Origin of the sequence: Sphingomonas panacisoli (assembly GCF_007859635.1) — a bacterium.
GTDB classification, from domain to species: Bacteria; Pseudomonadota; Alphaproteobacteria; order Sphingomonadales; family Sphingomonadaceae; genus Sphingomonas; species Sphingomonas panacisoli.
Map to the genome: position 1 here is coordinate 702287 of NZ_CP042306.1, position 13925 is coordinate 716211.

The 13925-nt window shown below is 65.5% G+C and carries 14 protein-coding genes; 8 read left to right on the forward strand and 6 right to left on the reverse strand.

What is annotated here, in order from left to right:
* Positions 1 to 7 precede the first annotated feature (7 nt).
* From FPZ24_RS03560 to FPZ24_RS18010, 5 genes are all read left to right on the forward strand, one after another.
* Entirely contained in the window at positions 8 to 838 is an 831-nt protein-coding gene (locus FPZ24_RS03560) for a diacylglycerol/lipid kinase family protein (protein ID WP_146569749.1), read from the forward strand.
* On the forward strand, positions 835 to 1608 hold the full coding sequence (locus tag FPZ24_RS03565; RefSeq protein WP_146569750.1) for a metallophosphoesterase family protein: 774 nt from the start codon (positions 835 to 837) through the stop codon (positions 1606 to 1608). Before FPZ24_RS03560 ends, FPZ24_RS03565 begins: the two co-directional genes overlap by 4 nt.
* 30 nt (positions 1609 to 1638) lie before the next feature.
* Positions 1639 to 2895 (forward strand): dipeptidase, encoded by a 1257-nt coding sequence (locus FPZ24_RS03570; RefSeq protein ID WP_146569751.1) that lies wholly within the window; start codon positions 1639 to 1641, stop codon positions 2893 to 2895.
* Positions 2892 to 3431, forward strand: coding sequence for a GNAT family N-acetyltransferase (locus tag FPZ24_RS03575; RefSeq protein ID WP_146569752.1), 540 nt, complete (start codon positions 2892 to 2894; stop codon positions 3429 to 3431). Before FPZ24_RS03570 ends, FPZ24_RS03575 begins: the two co-directional genes overlap by 4 nt.
* A gap of 119 nt (positions 3432 to 3550) precedes the next feature.
* Positions 3551 to 4309 (forward strand): hypothetical protein, encoded by a 759-nt coding sequence (locus FPZ24_RS18010; protein WP_186729032.1) that lies wholly within the window; start codon positions 3551 to 3553, stop codon positions 4307 to 4309.
* Between the two features lies 1 nt (position 4310).
* On the opposite strand, the gene FPZ24_RS03585 is transcribed toward FPZ24_RS18010, so the two are convergent.
* The 6 genes from FPZ24_RS03585 to FPZ24_RS03610 all read right to left on the reverse strand — a co-directional run bounded on the left by FPZ24_RS03585 (position 4311) and on the right by FPZ24_RS03610 (position 9655).
* Positions 4311 to 4781 carry a Fur family transcriptional regulator gene (locus FPZ24_RS03585; RefSeq protein ID WP_146569753.1) on the reverse strand — a complete coding sequence of 157 codons (471 nt, stop codon included), beginning with the start codon at positions 4779 to 4781 and terminating at the stop codon, positions 4311 to 4313.
* A 41-nt stretch (positions 4782 to 4822) separates the two neighbouring features.
* The gene (locus FPZ24_RS03590; protein WP_146569754.1) at positions 4823 to 5209 is read right to left on the reverse strand and encodes a MerC domain-containing protein; all 387 of its coding nucleotides are present in this window, start codon (positions 5207 to 5209) and stop codon (positions 4823 to 4825) included.
* Positions 5210 to 5310: 101 nt separating this feature from the next.
* Positions 5311 to 6159: a TorF family putative porin gene (locus FPZ24_RS03595; protein WP_146569755.1), complete on the reverse strand. Its 849-nt coding sequence runs from the start codon at positions 6157 to 6159 to the stop codon at positions 5311 to 5313.
* Between the two features lie 192 nt (positions 6160 to 6351).
* Positions 6352 to 7629: a mechanosensitive ion channel family protein gene (locus FPZ24_RS03600; RefSeq protein ID WP_146569756.1), complete on the reverse strand. Its 1278-nt coding sequence runs from the start codon at positions 7627 to 7629 to the stop codon at positions 6352 to 6354.
* Positions 7626 to 8813 (reverse strand): cystathionine beta-lyase, encoded by a 1188-nt coding sequence (gene metC / locus FPZ24_RS03605; protein ID WP_240047591.1) that lies wholly within the window; start codon positions 8811 to 8813, stop codon positions 7626 to 7628. The genes FPZ24_RS03600 and metC overlap by 4 nt, the downstream gene beginning before the upstream one ends.
* Positions 8810 to 9655 carry a sulfurtransferase gene (locus tag FPZ24_RS03610; RefSeq protein ID WP_146569758.1) on the reverse strand — a complete coding sequence of 282 codons (846 nt, stop codon included), beginning with the start codon at positions 9653 to 9655 and terminating at the stop codon, positions 8810 to 8812. Before FPZ24_RS03610 ends, metC begins: the two co-directional genes overlap by 4 nt.
* A gap of 82 nt (positions 9656 to 9737) precedes the next feature.
* On the opposite strand from FPZ24_RS03610, the gene queF reads away from it, so the two are divergent.
* The 3 genes from queF (at position 9738) to FPZ24_RS03625 (ending at position 13924) form a co-directional block, all read left to right on the forward strand.
* Entirely contained in the window at positions 9738 to 10184 is a 447-nt protein-coding gene (gene queF, locus FPZ24_RS03615) for a preQ(1) synthase (RefSeq protein ID WP_146569759.1), read from the forward strand.
* A 137-nt stretch (positions 10185 to 10321) separates the two neighbouring features.
* A complete protein-coding gene (locus tag FPZ24_RS03620) occupies positions 10322 to 12589 on the forward strand; it encodes a glycosyltransferase family 4 protein (RefSeq protein WP_146569760.1) in 2268 nt (755 codons plus the stop codon).
* Between the two features lie 48 nt (positions 12590 to 12637).
* Positions 12638 to 13924, forward strand: coding sequence for a glycoside hydrolase family 130 protein (locus FPZ24_RS03625; RefSeq protein WP_146569761.1), 1287 nt, complete (start codon positions 12638 to 12640; stop codon positions 13922 to 13924).
* Position 13925: the final 1 nt, after the last annotated feature.

The following is a 13925-nucleotide window of genomic DNA, read 5'->3' on the forward strand; positions in this document are numbered from 1 at the left end:
CACGGGCATGGAACGAGTGTGGTTCATCACCAACCCGCATTCGGGATCGTCGGATGCGGCAAAGGCCGAGGCGATCCTGGCGACGTTCGCCGAGCGCGGGCTGACGCTGGCGGGGCGGACGGATTTCCCCAACGATGAATTGCCGACGCCGGGCGCCTTGGCCAAGGCAAAGGCTGACACCGTCGTGTTGTTTGCCGGGGACGGCACGATCAACGCTGCGGTGTGTGCGCTCGCGGATTGGGACGGCGCGATTCTCGTCTTGCCCGGCGGCACCATGAACATGCTCGCCAAGTCGCTCCACGGCGACGCCGATCCGGCGGCGATCGTCGTCGCGGCGCATGAGCGGGACCGCCGCGTCGCGTTGCCGTTCGTCGAGGCGGGCCGGCATCGCGCCTTGGTCGGAATGATCGTCGGTCCCGCAGCGAACTGGTATCGCGCCCGCGAGCATATCCGCGACCGCAAGCTCGCCGACCTCTGGCCTGCAGTCCGGACGGCATGGCGGCGGACGTTCGGCAAGGGCGTGCGGCTGGCCGGCGCGCCCGGCTTCCCGTCGCAAGCGCAGGCTGCCTATGTCCAGCCGCGCGGCGACGGGCTGGCGGTGATGGCGATCGACGCGCGTGATTTCCGCTCGATCGCCAACCTCGGGTGGAACCTGATCACCGGCGACTGGGTTGCCGCTCATGCCGTGACCGAGATCGAGACGCCCCGCCTGACCATCGCCGAGCGCCGCCCGGTGCTCGCCTTGTTCGACGGCGAGCCGGTGATGCTCGACCCCGCGACGGTGATCCGGGCAGGACTGACGCGCGAGCAGTTCATCGCCACGCGGGAAGCGGCATGATCCGCCTGTTCCACGTCAGTGACGTCCATTTCGGGCGCGAGGACAAGGTAGCGGTGGCATGGTTCGATGCGCTGGTCGCCGCCGAACAGCCTGACGCGGTGGTGATGACCGGCGACCTGACGATGCGCGCGAGAAGCAGCGAATTCGAAGCAGGGCTCGATTGGCTGAAGGGGCTGGGACGGCCGGTCACGCTGGAGGTCGGCAACCACGATCTGCCCTATTGGAACATGATCGACCGGATCTTCCGTCCCTATCACCGTTATCATGTCGTCGAGCGGATCATCGAGCAGCCGCTCGACTTGCCGGGCGTCACGATCGTCCCGCTGGTCACGACACGGCGCGCGCAGTGGCGGTGGAACTGGTCGAAGGGCTATGTCAGTCGCAAGGCGCTGGCGAAGACGCTGGCGCTGATCGCCGAAGCGCCGAAGGATCGCCTGATCTTCATCGCCGCGCATCACCCGCTGATCGAACCGCACACCAAGGCGTCCGCGCAGACGCATCGCGGCGCGGAAGCGATCGCTGCTTTGGCCGCAGCGGGAGCGGACGCGGTGCTGACCGGCCATGTCCACGACGCTTTCGATATCGAGCACAAGGTCGAGGGGCATGTCATGCGTATGATCGGCGCGGGAACTCTGTCCGAACGCACGCGCGCCGACCCGCCCTCGTTCAACGAGATTCGCATCGAGGGTGACGCGTTCGAAGTCGTGTGTCGCAGGATGACGACGCAACCGGACAAGGTGTTGCCGGTCGAGGAACCCGCGCCCGCTTGACCGCGCGAAGGGCTCCGATAGGCTGCCCCGATGCGCACAACCCTTGCCTTGCTCCTCGCCGCGCCGCTGCTCGTCAGTGCCGCCCCCTCTTACCAATCGCGCGTCGCCGCGGTGCTCGCGAAGACGCCGCTAATCGACGGGCATAACGACTGGGCGGAAACCTTGGTCGACAAGGCCGGCGATGCGCGCTGGACGATGGACCTGACCAAGCTCGACCCCAAGCAATACAACACCGATATCACGCGGCTCCGTGCCGGCCGGGTCGGCGGGCAGTTCTGGTCGGTCTATGTCTCGGCGAATTTGCCCGGACCGCAGCAGGTCGAAGCGACGCTCGAACAGATCGCGCTGATGAAGGACATCTTCCGCCGCTATCCCAACGTCTTCGCCCAGGCGACGACCGCCGCGGACGTCCGCCGCATCCATGCCCAGGGCAAGATCGCCAGCATGTTCGGGGTCGAGGGCGGGGGGCAGATCGACGGCAGCTTCGCGGTGCTGCGCGCCTATCGTGCGCTCGGCGCGTCGTACCTGACGCTGACGCATTCGAAGACGATCGACTGGGCCGATTCGGCCACCGACAATCCCCAGCATGGCGGCCTGACCAAGTTCGGCGAAGCGGTGGTGCGCGAACTCAACCGGCTCGGCATGCTGGTCGATCTCAGCCATGTCAGCGAGGACACGATGATCGATGCGATCCGCGTGTCGAAAGCGCCGGTGATCTTCTCGCATTCGTCGGCGCGCGGGGTCGATGACAGCCCGCGCAACGTGTCGGACAAGGTGCTCAAGCTGGTCGCCGCGAACGGCGGGGTGGTGATGGTCAACTATGCGCCGGGGTACGTGTCCGAAGCGCGACGCCGCTGGGACGCCGATCGCAATGCCGAACGCGGCCGCTATAACGCGCCGCCTTATGGCGGGCTCTATATCGGCCAGCCTGACCGCGCCAAGGCGGCGATGGCCGAGTGGGAGCGCCAGCATCCGCGTCCGGTGGTCACGCTGAGCCAAGTCGCGGACCATATCGAATGGATCGTGAAGGTGGCCGGGATCGATCACGTCGGGTTGGGCGGCGACCTCGACGGCACCGGGGGCGACCTGCCCGAGGGACTGGACGGGGTCGATACTTATCCGGCGCTGCTCGCCGAACTGATGCGGCGAGGCTGGACCGACGAGATGATCGCCAAGCTGGCGGGCGGCAACGTGCTGCGCGTGATGGAGGCGGCCGAGCGCGTCGCGGCGGGCATGGCCAATGTGCCGCCCGCCACCGCGACCGTGGCGATGCTCGACGGGAAATGAGCTTCGCGACGCGGATCGCGACGGCCGAGGACATTCCGGCGATCGCGGCACTGATGGATCGCGCGATCGCCGAACTGCAGCGCGCCTATCTCAGTGATACGGAGATTGCTGCGAGCCGGAACAGTATGGGGCTCGACACGCAACTGATCGCCGACGGCACCTATGTCGTGGTCGAGGAGGCGGGGCGGATCGTCGGGTGCGGCGGATGGAGCTGGCGCGCGACGTTGTACGGCGGCGACCATAACCCAGCGCTGCGCAATGCCGCACCGCTCGATCCGGCCAAGGACGCGGCGCGGATCAGGGCGATGTACACCGATCCCGATTATGTGCGGCGCGGGATCGGGCGGATGGTGCTCGCGGCGAACGAGGCGTCCGCTACGGCGGCAGGGTTTTGCCGCGCCGAACTGATGGCCACGCTGGCGGGCGAGCCGCTGTATCTGGCGTGCGGGTACGAACCGATCGAACGCGTCGAGAAGATGAGCGACGGCGGCGTGCCGGTGCCGGGCGTCAAGATGGGCAAGACGCTGACCGGCTGATTGATCGACCGGCCGTGCAACGATCTCGGCCCTTTCACGTTTCATCTCGGTCCCCTTGCCGCGTTCGCGTCGGCGGGCTTTGTCGTGTGCATAGCTTTGGGGCGGGAGATAAAACGACGATGACGCTGCGGACCGTGTTGATGCTGGGGGGAACGGGGCTGGCGATGGGCCTAGCCGGGTGCAGCCAGCCGACCCCGCCGCCGCGCGTCGTCGCCACCATCGCGCCGCCTAAAGCGCCACCGCCGGTCATGCCGTTGGGTGGCTATCCTGAGATCGACACCGCCGACCAGCGCGCCGACGGCAGCTACGTCACGCCCAATTTCGACATGACCAACGCCGCCGCGGTCTGGCACCTGCGCGGCGCACTGAACGTTGCGGCCTTGGGCTGCGATCAGGCCGGCGGCGGGGTTGTGGATGGGTACAATGTTTGGCTGCGTGGACATCGCGACGGGCTGGCCGCCTATGCCAATCAATATTTACACGAATGGGAAGTGACCGGCTGGAGCGACTGGCGCGACGCGTATGAGAACCAGCAGACCCGGCTCTATAATTTCTACAGCCAATCGCCGATCCGCGTTGCATTTTGCGCCGCCGCGCGTGCCGAAATAGCGAAAGTCAGTACGATCGCCGATGCCGACCTGCCGGCATTCGCACGCGCCGCCTTGGTACGGCTCGACCAGCCGTTCATCGATTTCTTCACGGGCGTCGATGCGTGGCGCGACTATTACGCGCCCAAGGTTTCCGCGCCGCGCTTCGTCGCGACGATTCCGGACGAGCCGGCCGACCCACCCGCCGCGGCGAATACGTCCGCCCCGGTGCCTCCTGTGGTCGGTAGTCAGCCGACGCCGGTCGCTACCCCCAGCGACGTGCCGAAATAACCTAGTCGCAGTCCGCGCACTTGCCGCGCACTTCGATCACCGGGCGGACAGGCGAGAAACCCGCGGCCTCGGCGGCGTGGCGGACGTTGTCGGCGATCTTGTCGTCGTCGAGGTGCACAGTCTGGCCGCAGCTGTCGCACACCAGGAAGATGCAATCGTGCAGGCAGTCCGGGTGCGCGTTCGCGACGTACGCGTTTGAGCTTTCGACGCGCCGCGCAAGGTTCGCCGCCACGAACAGATCCAGGATGCGGTAGACGCTGTTGGCGGCGACGCGGCGGCCTTCGCTTTTCGAAACCGCGTCGGCGATGTCGTAGGCGCTCGCCGGTTTGTCGAACTTCGCCAGCGCATCGAAGATACTCGCGCGCATCGTCGTCCATTGCTCGCCCGATTTCTCGAGCGTCGCTTGCGCGGCGGCGGCGAGATCGGCGCCCGCCGGTTCGCTGTGGTGATGATGATGTGCGTGCGCGGCCATCCCGGCAATTTAGGCGCTACCGGCCCCGGTAACAAGCAGGCTTAGTTGGCGGCGCGCCGGTTCAGGTCATGTCCCAGCGCCAGGATCGCGACGCCGATCAAGGTCCAGAACGTCTCGCCGCCGTTCCCGTGCGGCAAGCTCATCGCGCCGGCCATGATGCCGAGGCCGAACGAACCCGTCACCGCGGGCGCCATATAGCCATGTTCGAAGATGCCGCGGCCCAAGGCGACCGCACCGAGCACGATCGCGATCGTCAGGCCGACTTCGTGGAAGATCGGGTTGAGCAGCATGCCGCCCGCCGTCGACGCCAGCGCCACCAGCACCGCGCTCGCCAAGCAATGCACTGCGCACAGCCCCGACAGGCCCATCGCATAACGGTCGATGCGGGGCAGGTGCGATGACAGAGTATGGCGAATCGTCGCGGCCATGCGGTGCATCTAGGCGCATTGGCGTGACGTTACAATATCACATCATGTCGCGGCGCGGATTTATGCGACGGGCGGGGCGATCGACCGCCCCGCCCACGTCGTCAGAAGCTGGCGCCGAGCGACACCACGACGCCGCTGCGCGCGGCGTTCTTGCCGTTGGCGAGCAGGAACACGCCGCTGGTATCGACGTAGCTGACGCCCAGCGTCAGGTTCTTCCACGTCGCCGTGGCGCCCAGGCCCCAATCGGTATATTCGTTGCCGAGCGACAGCCAGCTTGGGCCCCAGGTATGGCCGAGATGCGCCGACAGGCCGAGCGGCGTGTTGGGGATCGACGCGCTGAGATCGCCCGCGAGATATACGTTGTCGTTCTTCTTTAGCAGCCCGCTTTGGCCCTGATCGAGCGCCAGCGCCTTCTGGCTCGGCGCGTAATTGACGGTGACCTTCGCGGTGACCGGGCCGATCGTATAGGCGACGTCGGCATAGGGTTCGAAGAAGTTTGCGCTGCTACGGTCGCCGGCCGGGCGGCTGCGCGGGTAGAGGTAGTAGAGAACGCCGGCGTCGAGCGTGAACCCGCCGGTCGTCTTCTTGTACCCAGCGATCAGGTCGATTTCCTGGCTGCCCGTGCCGGAAAAGGTCACGTAGCCGGAGGTCGAGGAACTCCACACCGTCGCGTAGAAGCCCGACGCGTGGGTTACCGTGATCGAACCTTGGATCGCAGGCTGCAGATTGGTCTGTGAAATGCCGCGGAAGCGATAGTCGGAGACTAAAGTCGCGCCGCCGCTGACGGTGATTGCCGGTGGTGGTGCGGTATCGTCCGCGACCGCCGCCGGGGCTGGTTCGGCCGGAACCGGTGCCGCTGGGTCCGCCGGACCGGCGGGTGTAGGATCCGCGAATGCGGGTGTAGCGAGGGCGAGCGCGAGCACGCCGAGGCTGATGTGGGAGAAGCGCATTTCATTCCTTTCAAACCGGAAAAAGCGTTCGTCCCCGCCTGCACGTGCCGGTTTTGCCTCTTTGATCGGCTGAAAGCCGACGGGCCGTTGATCCGACACGATAGCAAGTGTGCCTCTCTTCGCTGCGCTGCACAACATTTTTTGAACGATGCAGGGTCGCGAAGTGGAACGATGTTGCGTGACCGCAACAGTTCAGGCTGGATTATCCGTCCGCATGATCCGTACGTCGCGCTTGGGATAGGGGATGATGATGCCGTGATCCTTGAACAGCACCCATAGGCGGTTGAGCACGTCGGATCTCACGTTGCCCACCCCGCTTTGCGGATCGTTGATCCACACCAGGATCTCGTGCTTGACCCCGTTTTCGCCGAATTCGGTCAGCCAGACGTTCGACTTGGGATCGTCGAGTACGCGGGAGCTTTCCGCCGCGGCGCGCAGCATCAATTCCTGCGCGAGCTGCAGGTCGCAATCGTACGCGACGGTAACCGGGATGCGGATGCGGACGTTGGGGTCGGTGTAGGACCAATTCTCCACCGCCTTGGTCATCAGATCCTCGTTCGGGATCAGATGTTCCTTGCCGTCGCGCGTCAGCACGCTGACCGCACGCACGCCGATCTTGTTGACCCAGCCCACTTCCTTGTCGGCAACGACGATGACGTCCCCCGGCTTGATCGAGCGATCGAGCAACAGGATGATCCCGGCGATCAGATTGCCGATCGTTTTCTGGAGGCCGAACCCGACCGCGAGGCCGAGCGCGCCCGAAAACACCGTGAATGTGGTCAGGTCGATGTCGAGCAGATCGATCCCGACGAAGAAGGCGACGACGATCACCGCGATCCCGGCGAGCTTCTGCGTCAGCAGTTTCTGCGTCGGGTCGAACCCGGTGGTGCGCAGGATGGCATGCCCGATCAGCCGGTTGGCGAGGCGGATGCCCGCGAACAAACAGACGAGCGTCAGCAGCGCGACGATCATCGAATAGAGCGAGATGAACTTGGCGCCGATCGGCAGGCCGACCGTGGACAGCTTGGTTTGGATCGGCGCGAGCCCGCCGACCGCATAGCTCATGATCGCGGCGAACAGGATGAATGCCACCGGCCATGCCATCCAGCGCGGGATGCCGAGGCCGCGCAACACCTCGACCGTCATCCGCGCGACCGCGGCGCCGAGGAAGAAACCGATGAACACCGCAGCGAGTGGCGGCCAGTCACCTGCCGCGAGCAGGATCGCGAGCAGCAGCGCGGCGACGCCATGACGGATGATCCCGCCGACGCGCTCGCCGATCCCCTCTGCATGATGCCCGAGATGTCGAGTCCATAGCGCCCCGGCCCTTGGACCGAGCCAGCGGCCGGTGAACAGCCCGATCGCGAGCGCCGTGACGATCAACGCCGCGACGATGCACGTTTCGATCGCCTCGCTGCCCTCGGGGATCGCGATCCCCTGAGCCTTGAGCCAGGCGATCGCGCCGCTCATCCGCGTGTCGCCCGGAACGCCGCGAACCCCTGGTCGAGGTCGGCAATCAGGTCGCCGACATCCTCGAGCCCGATATGCAGCCGGACGAGCGGACCGCCATGGTCGGGCACACCCAGCGCACGTTTGGGATCGACCGGGATCGCAAGGCTTTCGAACCCGCCCCAGCTGTAGCCGATCCCGAACAGCCGTAGCGCGTCGATGAATGCGGCGCGGCTGGCTTCGTCGCCGTCCTTCAAGGCGAACGAAAATAACCCCGACGAGCCTTTGAAATCGCGCGCGAAATATTCGTGGCCGGGGCAGCTCGGCAGCGCCGGGTGGAGGACGGTCGCGACCTCGGGCTGTGTCGCGAGCCAGCGTGCGATCTCCATCGCGCTCGCCTCGTGCTGCTTGAGCCGCACCGCCATCGTCCGCAAGCCCCGCGCGGCGAGCCAGCAATCGTCGGGGCTGGCGACGTGGCCGAGCTGGAAGCTGGTGTCGCGCAGCTTGGCGAAGAAACCGGGGGCGGCGGTGACCGATCCGAGCATCACGTCCGAATGCCCGACGACATATTTGGTGCAGGCCAGGATCGACAGATCGATGCCCTTTTCGATCGCCGGGAACAGCAACGGCGTCGCCCAGGTATTGTCGAGCAAGGTCACCACCCCGCGCGCCTTCGCGGCGGCGACGATCGCGGGCATGTCCTGCACCTCGAACGTCAGGCTACCGGGGCTCTCCAGCAGGATCGCGCGGGTATTGTCGCCGATCATCTCGGCGATGCCGCCACCGATCAGCGGGTTGTAATGCCGCGTCGCGACGCCGAACGCCTTGAGGAAGCCGGCGGCGAAGTTCGTCGTTGGATCGTACGCGGAATCGACCAGTAGAAGTTCGTCGCCTGGCCGTAGTACCGACAGCAATGCCGCCGTGACCGCCGCGACGCCCGAGCAGTACAGGAACGTCCCTTCGGCGCCGAGCTCCAGCTCGTTGAGCGCTTCGGCCAGCGCCCATTGCGTCGGCATGCCGCGCCGGCCGTAGAAGAGCTTATGATGCGTATCGCTACGCGCAGTCGCCCGCAGATGCGCGACGTCGTCGTAGAGGATCGTCGAAGCGCGCCACAGCGGCGGGTTGACCACGCCCTGAGTCCATTCGTCGCGGCGCCCGGCCGTGACGACGAGGGTCGCGGGTTTGTCGTCGTCCGTGCCACTCATGCTGTCGTCGCCTTTGGCGTGGAGGGATCGCTGCCCCATTCGGACCAGCTGCCGTCGTAGATCGCGGCGTCGTTGCCGAGCAGATGCGCGCCGAACGCGAGTACCGCGGCGGTAATGCCGGAGCCGCAGGTGGTGACGAGCGGGCGCGCGAGATCGATGCCGGTCGCGTCGAATTCGGCCTTTAGCGTGTCGCCTCGTTTCCACGTGCCGTCGGGATTGAGCAAGCGGCCATAGGGAAGGTTTTTCGACCCCGGAATGTGACCCGAGCCCGTCCCCGGCCGCGGATCGCTCTCGGCGCCCGAAAAGCGAGCGGGCGAGCGGGCATCCAGCATTTGTTCGGTACCGCCCGCGACATTCGCCTTCATCTGATCGAGCGTGCGCACACCGTGCGGATCGCGACGCGCCGTGAGGGAGCGTGGGACAGAGTGCTCGGTCCCCGTGGCTATCGGCCGGCCCTCGGCACGCCATTTGGCGAGCCCGCCGTCGAGTATCGCGACGTCGCGCGCGCCCATCGTCCGCAGCATCCACCAGGCGCGCGTCGCGGTGTGGTAGTGCGACACGTCGTAGAGGACGATGCGATCGCCATCGCCGACCCCCAGTGACCCCAGCCGTTCGGCGAACTGTTCGGCTGGTGGCAGCATCGACGGCAGATCGGTCGCGCGATCGGCAAGGGTTTCGAGGTCGAGGAACACCGCGCCGGGGATATGCGCCGCGTCATACTCCACCCGCGCATCGCGACGGGGACTACCCGGCACCGACCCGAAATAGGTCGCGTCGATCACACGTAGATCGGCCGCGCCCAACTCTCCCGCCAACCATTCGGTCGTCACCAAAGCGTCCATCGACGAACCTTAGCCCTATCGAGCCGCGCTAGGAAAGGTCGGCGGTCGTTGCTTTGACCGTCGGTACGCCTAAATGCCAAGCATGACCCCGAAACATCTTGGCCAATCGAGCAGCCTGCCGTCCTCTCCCGAAGAGGCGGTGCTCGACTATGTTCCCAATCCGCGTCCAGGGCGGCCGTATCTGGTCCGTTTCACTGCGCCCGAATTCACCTCGCTCTGCCCCGTTACCGGCCAGCCCGACTTCGCGCATCTCGTCATCGACTACGTGCCAGGCGACAGCATCGTCGAATCGAAATCGCTCAAGCTGTTCCTCGGCGCGTTCCGCAATCATGCGGGTTTTCACGAGGACTGCACGGTCGGGATCGGCGAGCGATTAACCGCTGAGATGAAGCCGCAATGGCTGCGCATCGGCGGCTATTGGTATCCGCGCGGCGGCATCCCGATCGATGTGTTCTGGCAATCGGGACCGGTGCCAGAGGGGCTATGGCTACCCGACCAGGGCGTACCCACTTATCGTGGCCGCGGGTAACTTTCTCCGCAAACTTAACACAAGTCAGCACGATTCCTTTGTTGCAACGCAGCAAGGGCGCAACCATATTTCTTTCAATCCGTTCAGGGAGACGTGAGTCGCGGGAAATCCCGCTTTTGCTATCGAGAAAGTCCGAAATGGCCACGTCGTTCGTATCGCCGCGTACCCGTCACATTGCCTTGATCGGTAATTTTTTGCCGCGGCAATGCGGCATTGCGACATACACGACCGACACCTATGCCGCGCTGACCAATCGCTTTTCGGACCTGAAGGTCGACGTCTATGCCATGAACGATCGGCCCCAAGGGTACGATTATCCCGCCGCCGTCACCGGTACGATCGCGCAGGACGATCGCATGGCGTACCTCGCCGCCGCGCGCGATATCGAGGCGAGCGGCGCGCAGGCCGTTTGGCTTCAGCATGAATACGGCATCTATGGCGGACCCGCGGGCGAGCGTATTTTGGCGCTGCTCGATCGACTGACGGTGCCGGTGATCGTGACGCTCCACACCGTGCTGGATCAGCCCAACGACGATCAGCGTCGTGTGATGGACGGGCTGCTGCAGCGTGCCGCCAAGGTGATCGTGATGGCCGAGATCGGTCGCGAGATTTTGGTGCGCGTCTATGGCGCCAACCCAAAGTCGATCCTGATGATCCCGCACGGCGTCCCCGATCGCGACCTGGTCGATCCGGACAGCATCAAGTCGCGCTTCGGCTGGGCGGGGCGCAAGGTATTGCTGACGTTCGGGTTGCTCGCGCCGAACAAGGGCATCGAAAGCGTCATCGCGGCGATGCCCGCTGTGGTCGCGGCCAATCCGGACGCGCTCTATGCCGTGCTCGGCGCGACGCATCCCAATCTGGTGGCGCGCGAGGGCGAGGCATATCGTGACCGGCTAAAGGCGCTCGCCGCTGATCTCGGCGTCGCGGACAACGTTCGCTTCATCGACGGCTTCATCGAGAATGACGAGCTGCTCGATTATCTCCAGGCCGCCGACCTCTACGTCACGCCCTACACCAATCCGCAGCAGATCACCTCGGGCACGCTCAGCTACGCGATCGGCGTCGGCAAGGCGGTGGTCTCGACGCCGTACATCCATGCGACCGAAATCCTTGCCGACGGACACGGCGTGCTAGTCGATTTCGGCGATGTGCACGGCTTCGCGCGGGAGATTTCACGGCTGCTCCACGACGACGGCGAGCGTGTCGAGCTGTCGCGCCGAGCCTATGCGCGCGGCCGCACGATGATCTGGCCCCGCCTGGCCGAGGCGAGCATGACTGCAATTGACGGGATCGTCGCTGCGCGGCCGCGGCGCATCAAGCCGGCGCCGGCGCTGCCGATGCTTCAGCCCAACATCGCCGCAGTCGAGCGGATGAGCGACGCGACCGGCATGTTCCAACATGCGATCCTGTCGGTGCCCGATCGCCGTCACGGCTACTGCATCGACGATAACGTCCGCGCGCTGATGCTGATGAGCGCGGTACCCGATCTCGACGAGGAAGCGCGCGACAAGTGGATGACCGTCTATGCGGCGTTCGTCCAATATGCCTGGAACCCCGATACGCGACGCTATCGCAACTTCATGCGGTTCGATCGCAGCTGGTGCGAGGATGTCGGGTCGGAGGATTCGAACGGCCGGACGCTGTGGGCGCTCGGCGTCACCGCCAAGCGCGCGGCGCTCGCCAAGCATCGCGACTGGGCACTGCGCCTGTTCGACGAGACGGCGAGCATTGCGTTCGACCTGGTCAGCCCACGCGCGCAAGCGTTCGCCATGCTCGGTGCCGCCGCGATCCTCGGCGCGCATCCGGGTCATCAGCTCGCGCACAACATTCTGGAACGATTCTCGGCCGACTTGCTGGCGTTGCTCGAAGAGGCGCGTCGGCCCGAATGGGAATGGTTCGAAATCGTTCTCGCATATGACAATGCGCGACTGCCCGAAGCGTTGATCCGCGCCGGCATGGCGCTCGGTCGCGACGATTTGCTCAAGGCCGGCCTGACCACGCTCGACTGGATCGTCGATCAGCAGACCAGCCCGGAAGGCCGCTTCCGCGCGGTTGGTACCGAAAGTTTCGGGCGCCCCTACGAAGCGCCGCTCGCGTTCGACCAGCAGCCGCTCGAAGCGCAGGCGACGATCGATGCCTGCGCGGCGGCGTTCAAGGCGACCGGCGACAACAAGTGGCGCGACGAGGCGGCACGCGCGTATCGCTGGTATCTCGGTCAGAACGACCTCGATCTGCCGCTGGCGACCGCGCAGGACGGCGGCTGTTTCGACGGGCTGATGCCGCACGGTTTGAACCGGAATCAGGGCGCCGAGTCGATTTTGGCACTGCAATTGGCCAGTTGCGCCATTTCTGCCCTTGGAAAAGCGTCGGGAACCGTGGCAGGGACGAGCCGCGCCGTCGCGTAGCAACGAAACGCGGCGCCGCTTGGACGAATTACAAGCGGGGCTTTCTCGTTGCTCGATATCTTCACGCATCGCCTGAGGCTGCATGCCGATCCGTCACGCGTCGTGGTGCGGCCGTTCCATATCGGCTGGGCGCCGGGCGGCGTTTCGTCGGGCAGGACCGAGCGGTTGGTCGGCGAGGTACTGGCGCTATCGGCGGCGGCAGCGCGCGAAGAGCTTGAGGTCGTGCTCAAGGACTTCGAGGCGCGGCATTGGCAGACCCGCCGCGTGTTCATGACGCGTTACGAAGAGATCGAGGGCATGATGGGCCTCGACGGGCGCGATATCGGCGACGAAAAGCGCCAGTTGATCGGCGCTTATTTCTGCCACGAATACAGCTATGCCGCCGCTGCGCTGATGAACCCCAGCGCGGTGCCGCATTTCGATCAGTCGGGCATGCCCAAGGGTTCGCTGCGGATTTTGATGTCGCTGCGCGCGGTGGGCGAGGGTCACATTTCGTCGGTGGCGTTTCGCGAAGGCATCATCACCGCCAACAACGAGATGAAGCTCGCGCCGGAACCGCCGTTCGCGACCTCCGCCGACATCTTCGGCAGCGACGAGGAACATGTCCCGTCTGGCCCGGTCACGGTGCATCGCCACCGCGATTCGACGCTGTCGGGCACCGTGATCTTTCCGATCACCGAAGCGCAGTCGAAGGGGTTGGAGGATCTGCGTCTGGTTCAATTCCATCACGACGATGGCGAGGTCGAATGGCTCGGCACCTATACCGCCTATAACGGCTCGCAGATTCAGTCGGAGCTGCTGCGCACCAAGGATTTCCGCGCGTTCGATCTCGTGCCGATGACGGGTCCTGCCGCGCGTAACAAGGGCATCGCTTTGTTCCCGCGTAAGATCGGTGGGCGCTACCTGGCGATCGGGCGGCAGGATGGTGAGAACCTGTTCCTGCTCGATTCCGACCGGCTGACGCACTGGGAAGAGGGCGTCCGCATCCTGGAGCCGCATTATCCGTGGGAGCTGGTCCAAATCGGCAATTGCGGTCCGCCGATCGAGCTCGACGAGGGTTGGCTGTTGCTGACGCACGGCGTCGGGGCGATGCGCAAATATTCAATTGGCGCGGTGCTGCTCGACAAGAACGACCCGTCGAAGGTCATCGGCCGCACCGAACATCCGATCTTGGCCGCCGCCGACCAGGACCGCGAGGGTTATGTGCCGAACGTCGTCTATTCGTGCGGCGCGATCCGCCACGGCGACCGTCTGTTCCTGCCATACGGGGTCGCCGACAGCTCGGTCGCGTTCGCGTTCGTCCCGATCGCCGAGCTCGTCGCGTCGATGGTGTGAC